Below are 17,617 nucleotides of genomic sequence, written 5' to 3' on the forward strand. Positions count from 1 at the left end.
TACGATATTGGCCGCCGGCCACCCCAGGGGCCGCCGACTGCGACTGGAGGTCGTCGATGAGCGAAGTCAGTGACGAGGATTTTCGCGAGATCCTCGCGCAGACAAGGCATTTCGTCCGGACTGCCGTGGTCCCGCGCGAAACCGAGATCCTCGCCGCGGACAAGGTCCCCGACGATCTGCGCGAACAGGCGACGAAGATGGGTCTGTTCGGTTACGCCATTCCGCAGGAATGGGGCGGGCTCGGGTTGGACCTTACGCAGGACGTCGAACTGGCCATGGAGTTCGGCTACACCTCGCTCGCGCTGCGCTCGATGTTCGGCACGAACAACGGCATCGCCGGACAGGTGCTCGTCGGCTTCGGCACCGACGAGCAGAAGAAGCAGTGGCTCGAGGGCATCGCCTCCGGTGACGTCGTCGCCTCGTTCGCGCTGACCGAACCCGGTGCGGGCTCGAACCCGGCCGGGCTGCGCACGAAAGCCGTGCGCGACGGATCCGACTGGGTCATCACCGGCCAGAAACGCTTCATCACCAACGCTCCGACGGCGGACCTGTTCGTCGTGTTCGCACGCACCCGCCCGGCCGACGCCCAGGGCGCCGGTATCGCGGTCTTCCTGGTGCCCGCCGACGCCGAGGGCGTCGAGGTCGGTGTCAAGGACGCCAAGATGGGCCAGGAGGGCGCCTGGACCGCCGACGTGAACTTCACCGACGTCCGCGTCCCGGCAGCGGCACTCGTCGGCGGCAGTGAGGACATCGGCTACCGCGCGGCGCTGATCACCCTGGCCCGCGGGCGCGTCCACATCGCCGCGCTGGCCGTGGGCGCCGCGCAGCGCGCGCTCGACGAATCGGTGGCCTACGCCGCGACCGCCACCCAGGGCGGCACCCCGATCGGCGAGTTCCAACTGGTGCAGGCGATGCTGGCCGACCAGCAGACCGGGGTGATGGCCGGGCGCGCGCTCGTCCGGGACGCCGCCCTCAAGTGGGTGACCGAGGAGGATCGCCGGATCGCGCCGTCGGCCGCGAAACTCTTCTGCACCGAGATGGCCGGTCAGGTCGCCGATCTCGCGGTGCAGATCCACGGTGGCAGCGGCTACATGCGGGAGGTGCCCGTCGAGCGGATCTACCGTGACGTCCGGTTGCTGCGACTGTACGAGGGCACCAGCGAGATACAGCGCCTGATCATCGGCGGCGGTCTGGTCAAATCCGCTCAGCGGGCGGCGAACTCGTGACCGGCCGCCTGGCAGGCAGGGTCGCGTTCATCACCGGAGCCGCCCGCGGCCAGGGGCGCGCCCACGCGGTTCGCCTGGCCTCCGAGGGCGCCGACATCATCGCCGTGGACATCGCGGGCACGTTGCCGGACTGTGTGCCCTACGACCATGCGACACCGGAGGACCTCGCCGAGACCGTCTCGCTGGTCGAGGCGTCCGGCCGCCGCGTCGTGTCCGCGGTGGTCGACACCCGCGACCACGACGCCCTGCGCCAGACGGTCGACGACGGGGTCGCCGAACTGGGCCGACTCGACGTCATCGTCGCCAATGCCGGCATCACGGCGCCGCAGCCGTGGAACACCATCACCCCGGCGGACTTCCGCGACGTCACCGACGTCAACATCACCGGCACCTGGAACACCGTGATGGCCGGCGCGCAGCACATCGTCGACGGCGGCGGAGGCGGGTCGATCATCCTGATCAGCTCGGCCGCCGGCCTGAAGATGCAGCCGTTCATGGTGCACTACACCGCCAGCAAGCACGCGGTCACCGGCATGGCGCGAGCGTTCGCCGCCGAACTCGGCAGGCACCGAATCCGGGTCAACAGCCTGCATCCCGGCGCGGTCGCGACGCCGATGGGGACCGGTGACATGGTGGACGGCTTGATGCGCGCCGACGCCACCAACCCCGGGTTGATGAACATGGTGACCCCGTTCATCCCGGACATCGCGCAACCGGAGGACATCTCCGACGCGGTGGCGTGGCTGGCCAGCGACGAATCCCGGTTCGTCACGGCCGCGGCCATCGCCGTCGACTGCGGGTCTACCCAGTTCTGAGCGTCTCGGTCGACGACTGCCGCGCGAAGACCCGGTCGAGGAACGCCGCCTGATCCGTCGCGGCCCTGTCGTGCCATTCGTGGCCGGGCCACACGTCGAAGTGGTCGCACGGGTAGTGGTGCACCTGCGCCCCGGCGTGTACAGCGGTCCTGGCGACCGACTCGGCGGGCACGAACCGGTCGTAGTCGGCGATCTGGACGAGCACCGGCACCCGAATGCGCTTGGCGTCACGGGCCGTTCGGACCTTCACCAATTCGATTCCGATCGCGGCGTCGATCTCGTTGCGCCACGTCGGACCGGCGATCGACAGGTAGCTGTCGTAGGCGCCGTCGAGCGCGAGCGCACCGGGCTGTCCCGGGCGCGCCGCCAACGGCATGAGCGAGGGTGCCCGGCCACACGCGACCGCGACACGGCTCTTGACGCCCATTAGTGACCAGCGCAGCGCAGCACCGAGGTCGCGGTGCGCGACGGCCGCCCGGCTCGCGGCCAGCCCGCTGGTGAGCGGTGTCATCGCGATGACCGCCGCGACGTCGGACCGTCCCGCCGCCACCCGGATCACGTGGCTGCCGGAGAACGACGAGCCCCACAGCACCACCCGGCCGGGATCCACACCGGGTAGGCGCTGCGCCGCCACCACCGCCGCATGGAAGTCCTCCAACTGGCGGATGACCGACACACTCTGACGCGGTCGGCCGTCCGAAGCACCGAATCCGCGGTAGTCGAACGTCACCACGTCGGCGCCGGCGGTGCACAACCGGTCGGCGAACGGCTTCAGGCCCGAGTCCATCGTGCCCCCGAAACCGTGCGCCATCACCACGATCGGCCGCCCGTACGGACCGCACAGCCGATCGGATTCGCTGCGGAAATGCCATGCCGCGCAGCGGGTGTCCATGGAGGAGAAGGTGATCTGCTCGGGGGCGGTCATGTCTCGGGGTGCTCCTCTGGGTCGGTGATGCCGTAGACCGAACTCAGCCAGACCGCCGCCGCCCCTTGGCGTAACCGGTCGGCAGGCAGGGGGCCGCCGAGGGCGAGACGCTCCAGCATGCGGTCGTTGAACTCGATCAGTACGGTGGCCAGCACGCGGGCGTCGACGCCGTCCGGTGCGACTCCCGCGGCACGCTCGGCGCGGATCATCTCGGCGATGGAGTCGACGAACGACTCACGCGCGTCGTCCCAGATCGATCGCACGGCCGGGCTCGACCCACGCACCTCGAGCATCGCCTGGAACAGATGTCGATGACGCTCGCACAGGTCGAAGAGGCCGGTGAGCATCGCGTGCACGCGGACTCGCGGCGAACCCGGTCCGACGGTGAGCGCCTTGTTGACCGCGAGGGTCTCGTCGAGGATGCGCTCGGTCAGCGCCGCCACGGCGGCCGCCTTGTTCTCGAAGTAGAAGTAGAACGCCGACCGCGTCAGACCGGCTTGCTGTGCCACCTCGGCGATGTTCACCGTCTCGACGCTCGACTGCTGCAACCAACGGTCGAGCGCATCCAGGATGGCGTCGCGGCGCAGATCGCTGCGCTGCGCGGGCCGCCGATCCGTCGCCGAACGCACTGTCAGCGCGCCGCTTCCGCGAACGCCGGCCGCTGTCGCCGCGCCCGCTCGGCCCCGGCGGCCATTTCGCGGGTGCGGATGTCGTGTTCGTAGACGAAATAGTCGACCTGCTGGGTGTGTCGCGGCCGGTCGGTGCAGTGGCCGGCGTGCAACCGCTGGTCGGCGTCGATCACCCGCTCCATCTCCGAACGGCCGGGCAGGGCGTAGCGACCCACCGCGTACGCGGCGAGCAGCCGCGACTGGCATTCCACGAACGGGAACAACGTGGGCACGGACTGGGCGAACCCGATGAACACCACATCGTCGACGCCCGGCAGGAACATGCGCTTGTAGAGCCGGATCTGGTTGTCGGGCGCGCTGATGAACGCCGGGTCGAAGAACGGGAAGGTGATGTTGTAACCGGTGGAGTAGACGATGGCGTCGTAGTCGTCGCTGGTGCCGTCTTCGAAATGCACTGTGTGGCCGTCCAACCGGGCGACGTTGGGCTTGGGGGTGACGTCGCCGGAGCCCAGTCGCAGCGGCAGTTCCACCGACTGCGTCGGGTGGGCCTCGAAGAGTTTGTGGTTGGCCGGCGGCAAGCCGTAGCTCGTGGGGTCGGTGCCCAGCATCGGCGCGATGAGCTGTAACGCCTTGCGCTGCCAGGACAGCGGCAGGTGCGGCGACGTGCGGAAGAACTGATCCCCGGGGCGCCCCGCGATGAACTTCGGCACGATCCAGGCGCTCGACCGCGTCGACAGCGTCACCGTGTTCTGCAGCGACCTGGCCGACAGCTCCACCGTGATGTCGGCGGCGCTGTTGCCCAGACCCACCACCAGGATGCGTTTCCCCGTCAGCTCCAGCGGGGTGTGTGGGTCGATGTAGTGGTGCGAATGAATGGACTCGCCTGCGAATTCACCGGGGAAGTCCGGCCAGCGCGGATCCCAGTGGTGCCCGTTCGCGACCACCAGCAGATCGAATCGGCGCCGCTCCCCCGACTGGTCCTCGATGTCCCAGCCGCCGGTGGGTCTGCGTTCGGCGCGCACCACACCGTTGTTGAACTCGATGCCGTCGAGCAGTCCGAACGCCTCCGCGTAGTCGTCCAGGTACGCCTTGATCTGAGTGTGGTGCGGGAAGGACGGGAAGTGCTCGGGCATCGGGAAGTCCTTGAACGACAACCGGTGCTTCGACGTGTCGATGTGCAGTGAGCGGTATGCCGAGCTGTGACCGTTGGGGTTACCGAATGCCCAATTGCCGCCGATGCGGTCGGAACTCTCGAAGGTGGTGTGAGGGACTCCGTAGTCCTTGAGCATCTTGGCGGCGGTCAGGCCGCTGATGCCCGCGCCGATGATCGCTGTGCGTGGCGACGACTGACCCACGTGGACTCCTCACCGAGTGGTGAGGAGCACACTAACCACGCGATGTGACATGCGTCAATCAAATCTGACAGATGTCAGACGGCCTCAACCGATGAAACGCACGATCGACTCGGCGACGGCGGCCGGCTTCTCCGCCCCCTCGATCTCCACGGTGATGGTGGTCATCGCCTGAACGGCGCCGTCGAGGCGGTCCACCTTGCTGATCTCCCCGCGGGCCCGCAGCCGCGCGCCCACTTTCACCGGGTTGATGAAGCGAACCTTGTTGTAGCCGTAGTTGATCGCCATCGCGATGTTGCCGACCGTGTACAGCTGATGACTGAAGTGCGGCAGCAGCGACAGGGTCAACAGTCCGTGCGCGATGGTGCCGCCGAAGGGACCCTGGGCCGCCTTCTCGGGATCGACGTGGATCCACTGGTGGTCGTCGGTGGCGTCGGCGAAGAGGTTCACCCGGTCCTGGGTGATCTCGAGCCATTCGGTGGGGCCGAGTGAGGTGCCCTCAGCCGCCGCGAGCTCGTCCAGTCCATCGAAGGTCTTCACGGGTGTCTCCTCTCCGGCGCCGACGCGCCACTGCCGCTTCGCACCCTACGGTCCACCGCCGCGCCGATCGACGCCGGGAGCGCCGCTGGGTCGCCGTCGGCCGCGAGAAACCGCAATTCGAATTTGCCAGAATTGCGCGCATTCGCGCGTTTCCGGGAAGGCGTGTCCATTGTCGCGCGGAGCGATATGCGGAATGGAAACGAAGAACCGCGGCCGCACTTTACCCATTCGGATCCGATGGCCGACGGCAACCGATGCCCGTTCCCGGTGGCACGCGCGGACACAAACACAGACGGCGCAGGTATCCGGCATCGACGTGCCGAATGCCGGGAGCAATCGTGAGGTATTGCCCTGCGCAACTATCGCGGGGATTCGGCCCTGACCGCGACAGCGACCGCGACATGGCGAGGTGGCGGTATTCGCCGGCGATTCGCTGCCCGAGCCGTCGAGGACCGTCCGCGTCCTGCCGCGGCGGCGAGCACTCTGGACCCGTCGGACGGAGTCGACCCGGCCGCTCGCTCCGACCCCGTGACCCGCGGCGGGCGCACACCTCCGAGCGCACCTCGGAGCCTCATGGGAGCGGCGATAACCGTGGCGCCGAGGGGCCTCCTGGCAAACCTGCAACACCACGGCGACGGGTGGATCTCCCGCCGCCGGGACCGCTGGGTGCCCGCCTGCGCGGACGCCCCGCACACGACGGTCGGACTCGCGCCGGCGGCGCTCGGACCGCCATGGCGCCGGCGTGCCGGGCGCCCGCCGCGGAAGGTCCGTTCGTGGTGGGCCGGCGCCGCGCCCCGGGGCCGGCGGGCGGCCGACCGTCGTGTGGGCGTGACGAGTCTCACAACCTGGCTCGGCCGGCAAACAGCAAGAAACCTCTGTTCAACGCGCAAACACGGGGGTATGGCGGTCAGTGCAATCGCAAAGTTCGCCGGATCCGATCGACGGACAAACGACCAGCGAAGACCCGCGAATAGCCGATTGCCATAACTGAAGTTGCGTGCACAAACTGCGACCGGGCCGCAGTACGGATAACGCAATACTGGACAAGTTTCACTCGCTAGCTGGAATGGAACCCACTATGAGCGGGATACTCAAGTTCGCGTATTCGCAACACCGCGTGACGCGCACCATGACCAGCCGCCGCCTCCCCCCGGGGCGGCAGCCCGAAGGACGGACACCCATGCCTGTTGCCCAGCTAGACACCCCCACCCCCGGGCTTCTGGAACTGGACCGGAACCCGACCTGGTTCGACGACGCAAGCCAGTGCACCATCGTCCTGGCGCAGCCCGCCACCGAGCCCGAGCTGTGGGCCGAGTATGTTCGCGGGGCGCGGCTCAGCTATCACAAGCACGGTGTCGAGCGAGCGCTCGACACCGGCGCTCTCGAGCGCGGGGACGACACCGCTTTGTTCTGCGCGGGCATCAACAAGGCCGGACAGGTGGTCGGCGGCGTCCGCGCCAAGGGACCGTACAGCGCGGTCGACGAGTGCCACGCGGTGGTCGAGTGGGACGGCCAGCCCGGTCTGGCCGCGGTGCGCAAAATGGTCGGTGATCGCCTTCCGTTCGGCGTGGTGGAAATCAAATCGGCATGGGTGAGCGACGACCCCGAACAGAGCCGAGCGCTCACCGACGTCCTGGCTCGTGTGCCTCTGCATTCGATGATGTTGCTCGACGCCCAATTCGCAGTCGCCACGGCGGCGGCATATGTCTTGAATCGCTGGTTATCCTCGGGCGGTGTGCTCGCCGCCAAGATTCCCGCGACTCCATATCCGGACGCCCGATATCAGACCAAGATGATGTGGTGGGACAGGCGCACATACGCCAATCACGCCGATCCCAAGCAGGTTTCGACGTTCTTCGCCGAAACGCGGCAGGTGACGGCGCAACTCGACGGGGTCGGCGAACTCGCGGCGGCGGCTTCGTCCAGCTGATGACGGGGTTCACCACCGATCCGACTTCCTTCACCGCCACCGTCCTGACCGACGACGACCACGACGCCTTCGCGACGCTACGGTCGATTCCCGGGGTCGAATTCGTCGACCGCGCCGCGGAACTGCGCTCGGCGCTGTCCGAGCTGCGTCCGCCCCCCGACGCGGATCTGACCGGTGAGCCCACCGGGTGGGCGTACTTCCCGTGGCGGCGCACGGTCGTGCGCGTCCTCGGTCCCCGCGCGCACCGGCGGCTCCGGCTCGACCGCAACCGGAATCTGATCACCGCGGCAGAGCAGCAGCGGCTCGGACGGTTGCGGGTCGGCGTCGTCGGCCTCAGCGTCGGCCACACCGTGGCCCACACGCTCGCCGCACAGGGGGTCTGCGGGGAACTGCGACTCGCCGACTTCGACGGGCTCGAGGTGTCGAACCTCAACCGCGTACCCGCGAGCCTCGTCGACGTCGGGGTGAACAAGGCGGTCGTCGCCGCCCGGCGGGTCGCCGAGCTCGACCCCTACCTCCCAGTGCAGGTGACCACCGAAGGCGTCACGTCGGCCACCGTCGAGCAGTTCCTCGACGGGCTCGACGTGGTGATCGAGGAGTGCGATTCGCTCGACGTGAAGGTGCTGGTTCGTGAGCATGCGCGGGCCCGACGCATCCCGGTCCTGATGGCCACCAGTGACCGCGGTCTGCTCGACATCGAACGCTTCGACCTGGACCCGGCACGGCCGCTGCTGCACGGACTGCTCGGCGACATCGACTCGGCGGCGCTGTCCGGGTTGACGAGCAAGGACAAGGTGCCGTACGTGCTGCGCATCCTCGATGCGCAGGCGCTCTCGCCACGGATGGCCGCGTCGCTGGTTGAGGTCGGCACGAGCCTGACGACGTGGCCGCAGCTCGCCGGCGAGGTCGCGCTGGGCGCCACCGCCGTCGCCGAGGCGGTGCGCCGCATCGGTCTGGGCGAGCCGCTGTCCTCGGGCCGGATCCGCATCGATGCCGCCGCGCTCCTCGACCGCGTCGAGGACCCGCTCGGCGGCGCACCGACCGACGACACCGACGACGATCCGGGCCCCGATGCGGGCGCGGACTCCATCGTCGAGAAGGTCGCCGCCGCAGCGGTCCGGGCGCCGTCGGGCGGCAATGCGCAGCCGTGGCAGATCGCACTGCAGCCCGACGCCGTCCACCTGTGGGTGGCCCCCGAGGCCACCACGGCCATGGACGTCGCGTACCGGGGTAGCGCCGTGGCGCTGGGTGCGGCGGTCCTCAACGCGCGGATCGCCGCGGCGGCCCATCACCGCGCTGCCGAGGTCGACCTCGAGCGCGGCGATGAGCGCACCCCCCTGCGGGCCGTCGTCAAGCTCGGACGAGCCGAGGACGCCGACCTCGCGCGCCTCTACCCTGCGATGTTGCGCCGGGAGACCAACCGGCACCACGGATCGGGTACACCGCTCGGGAACGCCGAGGTCCAGGCGCTGAGCGCCGCGGCGCGGGCGCAGGGCGCCCGCCTGACGTTGCTCACCGACGCCTGCGACATCGCCGAGGCCGCCGAGATCCTCGCGGCGACCGACCGGATCCGGTATCTCACCCCACGCCTGCACTCGGAGATGTTCTCGGAACTGCGGTGGCCAGGCGATCCGGCGCCCGACTCCGGCATCGACGTGCGCACCCTGGAATTGGGAGCGACGGACCTGGTCAAACTCGACATCCTGCGCCGGGGCGAGGTCATGGCCAACCTGGCCCGGTGGGAGGCGGGGTCGGCGCTCGGCGACGACACCTACGACCGCCTGACGTCCAGCGCCGGGCTGGGTGTCGTCACCATCACCGGTCACACCCTGCCGGACTACCTGCGCGGCGGCGCGGCCACCGAGGCCGTGTGGATCGCCGCCGAACAACACGGCGTCGCGACCCATCCCGTGTCGCCGGTGTTCCTCTACGCGCATGACGACCACGAGCTCGCCGAACTCTCACCGGGGTTCGCCGGTGAACTCGGCGAGTTGCGACGTCGGTTCCGCGCGCTGACCGGCACCGGCGCGGACGAGTCCGAGGCGTTGGTCCTCCGCTTCTCCATCGCACCCCGAGCGTCTCGGCGCAGCAGACGCCGCAGCCTGACCACACCGGCACCGGCATGACGCCGGGAACGGAGACGACCGTGCCGAGAAACCACGAGGTCCTCGTGACATCGGTCGCGACGGACCTGATGGCGGTCACGGCGGCGACGTCGGTCGAGGTGAGCGAACGCGTACTCGGCGACCTCGTCTCCTACTTCGACGTCGATGTGAGTTTCCTGCGCCACAACGACCACCGCGTCCACGCCTCCGAACTCGTCGCCGAATGGCCGCCGCGCTCGGGCGCCGGCGACCTCGACCCGCTCGAGGTCGTGTACTTCTCCGACGCGGATCCGGTGTTCGCGCAGACCGAACATCTCTGCGAACCCGTCATCCTGCGACCCGATCCCGCGGACCCGAGCGGTCTGCGCGGGGCGGCCACGGTCGCCGAGGTGCCGTTGCGGTCCGGTGACGTGACGACCGGGGTCCTGGGCTTCGTCAAGTTCGGCGACCGCGCCTGGCAGCGAGACGAACTCAACGCGCTCACCGCGATCGCGTCGCTGTTCGCCCAGGTGCAGGCCAGGATCGCCGCCGAGGAGCGCCTGCGGTACCTCGCCGACCACGACGACCTGACCGGTCTGCACAACCGGCGTTCCCTGCTGGGGCACCTCGACGAGCGGCTCGCGGCGGGGCGCCCGGGTCCCGTTGCCCTGCTCTTCTTCGATCTCGACCGGCTCAAGGCGGTCAACGACTACCTCGGCCACATCGCCGGTGACTGGTTCATCCGGATCCTCGCCGAACGCCTGCAACAGGGCGAGGAGGCGAAGTTCATCGCCCGCCTGGGCGGGGACGAGTTCGTCGTGGTGCCTGCTGCGCCGATGACAGCCGATGCCGCGGAGTCCCTCGCCCACCGATTACAGGCCGTTCTGCGGGAACGGGTTTCGATAGACGGTGAGATGCTGACCCGGACGATCAGCATCGGTGTGGCCGTCGGTATGCCCGGCTGCGACACCACCTCGGATCTGCTCAGCCGGGCGGACCAGGCGGTGTTGAGCGCCAAAGGGGCCGGCGGCAACTGCATCTCGGTCTTCAGCGAAGAGATGTCGCAGGAGATCGCCCTGCGCAACGACATCGAGTTACACCTTCAGAACGTCATCGACAGCGGCGCCCTGGTCCTGCACTACCTGCCCGAGGTCGACATCCGGACCGGTGAGATCCTCGCGACCGAGGCCCTCGTCCGCTGGCAGCATCCGACACGCGGACTGCTGTCCCCCGACCGGTTCATCGGGGTGGCCGAGTCCATCAACCTCGCGGGCGAACTCGGACGGTGGGTGCTGCGCAACGCCTGCGCCGAGTTCGCACGCTGGCGCGCGGCCGGTGTGGGCAGCGGAATAGTGCTGCGGGTCAACGTGTCTCCGGTTCAGCTTGTCACGGAGGGCTTCGTCGAATCCGTCGCGGAGGTGATGGCGGATTTCGGCCTGGAACGCGGGTCGGTCTGCCTCGAGATCACCGAGAGCGTGGTCGTGCAGGACATCGACACCACGCGGGTCACCCTCGCGGGGCTCAAGGACGCCGGGGTCCAGGTCGCGATCGACGACTTCGGGACGGGTTACAGCGTGTTGTCGCTGCTCAAATCCCTGCCCGTGGACACCCTGAAGATCGACAAGGGTTTCGTGCAGGACCTCGGCTCCAACGCGGGCGACCTGGCGATCGTCCGTGCCATCGTCGCGCTCGCGGATGCGTTCGGTCTCGAACTGGTGGCCGAGGGAGTCGAAACCGAGGTCGGCGCACGGACTCTGCTGCACCACGGGTGCCATCGCGCCCAGGGTTTCCTGCTGTCGCGTCCGGTGCCCGGCGAGCAGATGGAGCGGCTACTGGCCGAAGGGCGGGTGGCCGTTCATTTCTCGTGAGCGCCGGGGTTCGGCGCGGTTCCTCCGGGATTCGCGCATCGCCTTCGGGAGCTGCCGGTTGCTGCTCGAGCAGGTCGCCGAGGGGGGGGTCGCGGGCGGGGCGGCCGCGAGCAGTTCGACGCGGGCGAACCGGCTGCCGATCTCACTGACGAGGGCCACCTCGGCCTCGTCGTCACCGCGCTCGTAATCAGCCTCACGGTGGATGACCCGCGGCGCGAGGGTGACCCCGTGCCGGGACCGCACGGCGTAGGGCCCCTCCCCGGTCTCGAGCACCGCACCGACGACAACACCTTCCTCGAAGACGATCCGCTGCAGGCGGGCGCCGGAGGCGACGTCGATGTCGCGGATCCGCGCCTCACCCTCGAGCCACGTCGCGATCGGCACCGGACCGCCCTGAGCCGGCAGCGCGATCCTGCCGACCGGTTTGACCTGCACCGGACGGTTGTCGAGCGTCCGCATGGTGGTGGTTCGCCAGTCGGTGACCCTGGTGTGCAGCAGCGCGTACGGCGAGAGCAGGCACTGCTCGGTCCACTTCCTGAGCCGGGCCCCGTAGAACGGTGCGGCCCTGCGCCGCTCGGCCGCTGTCAGCGGCCGGACCGGACGCACGGGCACCTCGGCCGTCGGCCGCGGAACGGTCGCGAGACCGTCGGTCAGCGCGGCGAAGTACGCAAGGGTCTGCTCGTCCTCCACCTGATCAGCCGGCCATCCCCGATCGCCTGCCGCGGATGCGGCGACGAGCACGTCGACCCCGGCGTCGGCCGCCACCACAGCGCTGGCGAGCGCACCGACGACACCGCCCACACACAGCACGTCGACTTCGTGGTCCCACATATGCGTTAAACACCTCGCCGTTGCTCGCAAATGGTCCGCCTATCGGTATGGCGGCAGGTCAAGTCACCTCGCACGGCTGGAAGGTGGGTCGCCACGGCCTGTGCAGGGATTCGAGGGGGTTTGCCAGAACAGGCCGTGGCAACCGGATGAAGGTACCATCGCCATCCGTGGAGGGAAAACGCGGACGCCACATCGTCTCCAGCGCCCTCACCAGCGCACGTGCCGGGCACGAGCGCGAGGGGCGAGATACTTGCAGTCATCACGACTTGAACGTTACATACCTTTTGGCTGTTTTGCACCCGGACAGATAACCTAAAGTATGACATCCGCCGCGGACAGGACGCGGCGGCCCGACCACCCGCCGACGTGCGGCTTGATGAATTCCGAGGGCGTGAGTGGCCGAGCAGGTCGACCGGAGAACCGACGCGACGCGTCAGCAGATTCTTGCCGCTGCCGCCAGACAGTTCGCGCTCAAGCCCTACGGTCTGGTGAATCTCGACGACATCCTCTCCGATGCCGCGGTCACCAAAGGCGCCATGTACCACCACTTCCGGTCCAAGTACGCCCTCGCGTCGGCGCTCGTCGACCAGTGGCTCGAATCGAATCTCCGCATCATCGACGAGACGGTGGCCCTGCGGCGGTCCGGGATGGAGACGCTGGTCGACGTCACGTTCGGGACCGCGCTCGAGGACATCGGCCGGCACGTCGCGCGGGCGGGACTCAATCTCCTGGAGTCCGTCGGCCGGACCGACGGCCTGCGTCGGCGGGCTTTCGACGCGTCCCACACCGCGCTGACGCCGCTCGCGCGCCGCGCCGTCGACGAAGGTGACGTCGCCGCGACCGTGGCGCCCGACGACGTCGCCCGCCTGCTGATCTTCCTGTACCTGGGCGTCCGTCAGGCCAACCACCTCGACGACCCCGCCTCGTTCCTGGGTGACCTGCAGCGGGCGTGGACGCTGATGCTGCCCGGGCTCGCGGCGACCGAACGACTCGGGTACCTCACGACATTCGTGCGCCGACGCAGCGCCTTGGCGATCAAGCGGGCCCGGCCGTTGTCCACCGATACGCTATGACGGCGGGCCGGCGCGGCGTGGCGACGGACTTCGTCCGGAGGTGGGCAACAGCACATGATTCGCCAAGCACGTTCTGAGGCGACCAGGCGCAGGATCATCGAAGCGGCGGTCGACCTGTTCAGCGAACGTGGTTATCCCGGAACCGGACTCGGTGACATCATCGAGCGCGCCCAGATGACCAAGGGTGCGCTCTACTACCACTTCGACTCGAAGGAAGCGCTCGCCGCGCAGATCGTGGCCGAGGGCAGCGCCCGGCTGCTGGCCACCTTCGACGCCATCAGTGAATCGTCGTCCCCGGCGCTGGAGAGCATCATCCACGGGACGTTCCTCGTCGTGGATCAGCTCTGCACCGACAAGGTGGCACGCGTCGGGATCGTGCTCATGCGCGTGTTCGCCGGGTTCAGCGAATCCGCGGGAGGCACCTACGGCGGGTGGCTCTCGGCGATGGCCGAGGATGTGGCGAGGGCCCGCGACGAGGGGGACGTTCGCGAGGACGTCGACATCGTCGCGGTGGCCGAGACGTTCGTCGGCGCCTTCATCGGGGGAAGCCTGCTCTCCGACGCCGCTTCGGGCGGAAGCGATCTGCGCGAGCGCGTTACGCGCCTCTTCGGGCTCGTGCTGCCCGCCATCGTCACCGACGAATCCCGCGAGTACTTCGCCGAGTTCCTGGCCCGGGAGACACGCCGGCGGCCCACCGCTGACTGACGAGCCTCACACCTCCTCTGCCCACAACCGTTCGGTGAGGTCGGTGAACGTCGCCAGCGCCACGGGATCGTCACCGCGCACCAGCGCGGATTTGCTCATCCGGGCCCGGACGATGGACCCGTCGCGGTGCACCAACTCCACGACAAGGTCGGCGTGCGCGCGAACCACCATCACTGCGGAGTCCTCGGCGGGGAGGCGATGGAAGATCTCCGTGAAGTGCGCCGCGGTGACGTCCTCGGTCCGGTAGCCCACCATGTCGGCGAACGCCCCGTTCGCAAACAGGATGGCGCCGTCCTCGGCGATCGCGAGAACCGGAACCGGGAACCGCTCGAGCAACACCAGCGCGGGCATGTCCCGCAGCAACGACATCGGGGATCGATCGTCCTGGCCGTCTCGTCGCCGCTCCATCCGAGCAGTATCGCCCTCGCACCGAGGGGCGACATTGTGAGGGCCACGTGACAACGACTTGACTAACTAGGTTTACTCTGTGGGAACGCACACTGCAGACGGGGGTGACCCATGGACTTGACCTGGTCGGATCGCGATCTGGCGTTTCGCGACGAAGTGCGCGCGTTCCTCGCCGCCAAACTGACCCCGGAGATCCAACGGGCGGGGCGGCTGATGACCAGCGTCTACGCCGACCACGACGCCAGCATGGCCTGGCAGGCGATCCTGCACGAGCGCGGTTGGGCGGCACCGGCATGGCCGGTCGAGTACGGCGGCTGCGACTGGAGCCTCACCCAGCACTACATCTTCAGCCGGGAGTCCACTCTCGCGGGGGCGCCGTCTCTGTCCCCGATGGGAATCCGGATGGTGGCGCACGCCATCATCAAATTCGGCACGCCCGAACAGAAGGACTACTTCCTCCCACGCATCCTCACCGGTGAGGTGTTCTTCTGCCAGGGCTACTCCGAACCGGAGGCCGGTTCCGACCTCGCCGCGCTGACCATGGCCGCCGTCGACGACGGCGACGACCTGGTCTGCACGGGCAGTAAGATCTGGACCACCCATGCGGCAGAGGCGAATTGGATGTTCGCGCTGGTGCGGACCACCCGGTCGCCGAAGAAGCAACAGGGCATCACGTTCGTCCTCATCGACATGACGACCCCGGGCATCGAGATCCGGCCGCTGGTGATGACCTCGGGTGAGGAGGTGCAGAACCAGGTCTTCTTCGACGAGGTCCGCGTGCCCAAGAGCAACGTCATCGGGGCGATCGACGACGGTTGGACCGTCGCCAAGTATCTCCTCGAATTCGAGCGAGGGGGCGGCTCGTCCGCGCCGGCCCTGCAGGTGCTCGCCGAGGAGATCGCCACGGTCGCCGCCGAACAACCCGGCCCCGACGGCGGCCGGCTCATCGATGACGCGCGATTCGCCCAGCGACTGGCCGATGCGCGGATCCGCACCGACGTCCTCGAGATCCTCGAGTACCGGGTGCTGGCCACTGTCGCGGCCGGCGGCAACCCCGGGTCGGCGTCGTCGATGCTCAAAGTCCTCGGCACCGAACTGAGCCAGGATCTGACCGAACTGGCCATGGCCGCCGCAGGGCCCCGCGCCCGGGTGTATCAGCCGCATGCGACGTGCCCGGGCGGACCGGTCGCCGAGTACGAACCACCCGCGGACGGCTACCTCAGCGGCGAACCGTGGCAGGCGGTCGCTCCCCTGCGCTACTTCAACGACCGTGCCGGCTCGATCTACGCCGGCAGCAACGAAATTCAACGCAACATCCTGGCCAAGGCAGCATTGGGGCTCTAGATGGACTTCTCGCTCACCAAGGAACAAGAACTGCTGCGCGACGGGCTGACGAAGTTCCTGTCGACCCGCTACGAGCTCGAAAAGAGCCGTGCCGCAGCCAAGACCGGCGCGGGTTGGCAGCCGGACATCTGGCGCGGGTTCGCCGAGGAGCTGGGCATCCTCGGCGCCACGCTGCCCGAGGACGCCGGCGGCCTCGGCGGCGGAGCCGTCGAGGCGATGGTGATCGCCGAGGCGCTCGGCCACGCGCTGGTGGTCGAGCCGTTCGTCGACACCGTGGTGGTGGCCGGGGGCCTGCTGCAGCGCGCCGGCGGCGACACCGCCGCCGCCGTGCTCGAGAAGATCGTGGAGGGCACCGCGCTGGTCGCGCTCGCCGCGACCGAGGCCGCCTCGGGGGACAACTGGCGCGACGTGTCCACCACCGCGGAGAAGGACGGGGCGGACTGGGTGCTGCGCGGGGAGAAGGTCGTGGTCACCGGCGCGCCCCTGGCGGGCCACCTGCTGGTCACCGCGCGCACGTCGGGTGGCCGCGACGACGAGCAGGGGATCTCCCTTTTCCTCGTCGACCTCTCCGCGGTGCAGGGCGGCCTGACCACGCACGCCTATCGCACGATCGACGACCGTCGCGCCGCCGACATCTCGTTCGACGGTGTGCGGGTTCCCGGTGCGGCGCTGCTCGGCGACGAGGGTGGGGCCTGGCCGTCGATCGCGCGGGCCCGAGACGAAGGGGCGGCGGCCGTCTGCGCCGAGGCCGTCGGGGCGATGCGCAGAGTGCTCGCCGACACCGTCGAGTACTGCACACAGCGCCATCAGTTCGGCACGCCCATCGGCAGCTTCCAGGTGCTCCAGCACCGGATGGTCGACATGCACATGGAGGTCGAGCAGTCGGTCGCGGCGACGTTTCTGGCCGTGCTCAACCTCGACTCCGCCGACGAGGTGCGTGCCCGTGCGGTATCGGCCGCCAAAGCCACCATCGGGCGCGCGGCCCGCTTCGTCGGGCAGAACGCGGTCCAGCTCCACGGCGGCATGGGCATGACCGAGGAACTCGCGATCGGTCACTACTTCAAACGGCTGACCGCGCTGCAGTACGAGTTCGGCTCCACCGACCACCACATCAGCCGCTACGCGCAGCTGACGCGACCCTGACCCGTCCCGTCTGTCGACGCCGTGCTCGCGGAGCTCTACCGACCCCGCGGTGACTCGCGCACATCCACGTCGAAGATGCGGTCACACCGGTCACGAGTGCCGGCGATGAGGTCGGCGTTCGGGTCGTCGACCGTGTCGACCCAGTGCGCTGCCTCGGGACCACTGCGCCCGCCGGCGAGGTGGCGGGCGACGAGCCGCGCGCGGCGGACACCCGGGTCGCTGTCGAGGTAGTAGAGCCGGTCGAGCAACGCCGCGACACCATCCCACAGGCCGAGGTAATTCCCCTCGGTGACCACCAGCCGGGCCTCGGCGGGCACCACCCCACCCGCCGCCACCGGCTCCTCGAGCGCCCGGTCGAAGTCCGGGACGTAGACATCCCGGACCCCGTGGGCCGCGGCGACGCGGATGAGCGTCGCGCGGTAGCCGTCCACGTCGAAGGTGTCCGGTGCGCCCTTGCGCAAGCGCCGGCCCAGGCGGTCCAGTTGCGCGCTCGACAGGTGGAACCCGTCCATCGGCAGGTAGCTCGCCATCGCACCGGCATGCTCGGCGACCCGCCTGGCGAACGTGGATTTACCGGTCCCCGGTGGTCCGGTGATTCCGATGATCACCCGCCCCGCTCCGGCGTCGAGGAGGGCCTGTGCGTCCGCGAGGACCACGCGGACCGCCTCGTCGGTGGTCACCGCCTCCGGCGCTGTGCCGCGTGGGTGAACCCGGCCGTGCTCGTCGGAGTCCACCCACGCGACT

Annotated in this window: 16 protein-coding genes; 9 read left to right on the plus strand and 7 right to left on the minus strand. The window is 69.0% G+C overall.

The features are described 5' to 3' along the window. Positions 1-56: 56 nt before the first annotated feature. Together AU196_RS21080 and AU196_RS21085 are read left to right on the plus strand one after the other, a co-directional pair. Positions 57-1,226 (plus strand): acyl-CoA dehydrogenase family protein, encoded by a 1,170-nt coding sequence (locus tag AU196_RS21080; protein WP_059097023.1) that lies wholly within the window; start codon positions 57-59, stop codon positions 1,224-1,226. After that, positions 1,223-2,041 (plus strand): mycofactocin-coupled SDR family oxidoreductase, encoded by an 819-nt coding sequence (locus AU196_RS21085; RefSeq protein ID WP_059097024.1) that lies wholly within the window; start codon positions 1,223-1,225, stop codon positions 2,039-2,041. The genes AU196_RS21080 and AU196_RS21085 overlap by 4 nt, the downstream gene beginning before the upstream one ends. On the opposite strand, the gene AU196_RS21090 is transcribed toward AU196_RS21085, so the two are convergent. The 4 genes from AU196_RS21090 to AU196_RS21105 form a co-directional block, all read right to left on the minus strand. After that, positions 2,028-2,966, minus strand: a complete 939-nt coding sequence (locus tag AU196_RS21090; RefSeq protein ID WP_059097025.1) for an alpha/beta hydrolase — start codon at positions 2,964-2,966, stop codon at positions 2,028-2,030. The two genes, AU196_RS21085 and AU196_RS21090, sit on opposite strands and share 14 nt — an antisense overlap. Next, positions 2,963-3,595 (minus strand): TetR/AcrR family transcriptional regulator, encoded by a 633-nt coding sequence (locus AU196_RS21095; protein WP_059097026.1) that lies wholly within the window; start codon positions 3,593-3,595, stop codon positions 2,963-2,965. Before AU196_RS21095 ends, AU196_RS21090 begins: the two co-directional genes overlap by 4 nt. Positions 3,596-3,597: 2 nt before the next feature. Then, positions 3,598-4,950 carry a flavin-containing monooxygenase gene (locus AU196_RS21100; RefSeq protein WP_059097027.1) on the minus strand — a complete coding sequence of 451 codons (1,353 nt, stop codon included), beginning with the start codon at positions 4,948-4,950 and terminating at the stop codon, positions 3,598-3,600. Between the two features lie 84 nt (positions 4,951-5,034). Beyond that, the gene (locus AU196_RS21105; protein ID WP_059097028.1) at positions 5,035-5,487 is read right to left on the minus strand and encodes a MaoC family dehydratase; all 453 of its coding nucleotides are present in this window, start codon (positions 5,485-5,487) and stop codon (positions 5,035-5,037) included. A 1,180-nt stretch (positions 5,488-6,667) separates the two neighbouring features. On the opposite strand from AU196_RS21105, the gene AU196_RS21110 reads away from it, so the two are divergent. Genes AU196_RS21110 through AU196_RS21120 form a run of 3 tightly spaced genes read left to right on the plus strand, consistent with a single transcriptional unit; the run spans position 6,668 to position 11,369 of the window. Further along, positions 6,668-7,417, plus strand: coding sequence for a hypothetical protein (locus AU196_RS21110; protein WP_059097029.1), 750 nt, complete (start codon positions 6,668-6,670; stop codon positions 7,415-7,417). After that, positions 7,417-9,543: an Rv1355c family protein gene (locus tag AU196_RS21115; protein WP_059097030.1), complete on the plus strand. Its 2,127-nt coding sequence runs from the start codon at positions 7,417-7,419 to the stop codon at positions 9,541-9,543. The genes AU196_RS21110 and AU196_RS21115 overlap by 1 nt, the downstream gene beginning before the upstream one ends. Beyond that, complete coding sequence (locus AU196_RS21120) at positions 9,540-11,369, plus strand: putative bifunctional diguanylate cyclase/phosphodiesterase (RefSeq protein WP_059097031.1); 1,830 nt, start codon at positions 9,540-9,542, stop codon at positions 11,367-11,369. The genes AU196_RS21115 and AU196_RS21120 overlap by 4 nt, the downstream gene beginning before the upstream one ends. Here AU196_RS21120 and AU196_RS21125 read toward each other — a convergent pair. Next, entirely contained in the window at positions 11,331-12,200 is an 870-nt protein-coding gene (locus AU196_RS21125; protein WP_059097032.1) for an FAD-dependent oxidoreductase, read from the minus strand. The genes AU196_RS21120 and AU196_RS21125 overlap by 39 nt on opposite strands. Before the next feature lie 395 nt (positions 12,201-12,595). On the opposite strand from AU196_RS21125, the gene AU196_RS21130 reads away from it, so the two are divergent. Then, positions 12,596-13,273 carry a TetR family transcriptional regulator gene (locus tag AU196_RS21130; RefSeq protein WP_059097033.1) on the plus strand — a complete coding sequence of 226 codons (678 nt, stop codon included), beginning with the start codon at positions 12,596-12,598 and terminating at the stop codon, positions 13,271-13,273. Positions 13,274-13,327: 54 nt separating this feature from the next. Continuing rightward, positions 13,328-13,978 (plus strand): ScbR family autoregulator-binding transcription factor, encoded by a 651-nt coding sequence (locus tag AU196_RS21135; protein ID WP_059097034.1) that lies wholly within the window; start codon positions 13,328-13,330, stop codon positions 13,976-13,978. Between the two features lie 6 nt (positions 13,979-13,984). On the opposite strand, the gene AU196_RS21140 is transcribed toward AU196_RS21135, so the two are convergent. Beyond that, positions 13,985-14,347, minus strand: coding sequence for a PAS domain S-box protein (locus AU196_RS21140; protein ID WP_197415867.1), 363 nt, complete (start codon positions 14,345-14,347; stop codon positions 13,985-13,987). A gap of 150 nt (positions 14,348-14,497) precedes the next feature. On the opposite strand from AU196_RS21140, the gene AU196_RS21145 reads away from it, so the two are divergent. Both AU196_RS21145 and AU196_RS21150 read left to right on the plus strand, forming a co-directional pair. Then, positions 14,498-15,730 carry an acyl-CoA dehydrogenase family protein gene (locus AU196_RS21145; protein ID WP_059097036.1) on the plus strand — a complete coding sequence of 411 codons (1,233 nt, stop codon included), beginning with the start codon at positions 14,498-14,500 and terminating at the stop codon, positions 15,728-15,730. Continuing rightward, a complete protein-coding gene (locus AU196_RS21150) occupies positions 15,731-16,873 on the plus strand; it encodes an acyl-CoA dehydrogenase family protein (protein WP_059097037.1) in 1,143 nt (380 codons plus the stop codon). It abuts the gene before it with no gap. Positions 16,874-16,908: 35 nt separating this feature from the next. Here the strand turns inward: AU196_RS21150 and AU196_RS21155 are convergent, their stop codons facing one another. After that, on the minus strand, positions 16,909-17,607 hold the full coding sequence (locus AU196_RS21155) for a nucleoside/nucleotide kinase family protein (RefSeq protein WP_059097038.1): 699 nt from the start codon (positions 17,605-17,607) through the stop codon (positions 16,909-16,911). Positions 17,608-17,617: the final 10 nt, after the last annotated feature.

The sequence above is a fragment of the Mycobacterium sp. IS-1742 genome, from assembly GCF_001500125.1.
In the GTDB taxonomy this organism is placed as follows: Bacteria; Actinomycetota; Actinomycetes; order Mycobacteriales; family Mycobacteriaceae; genus Mycobacterium.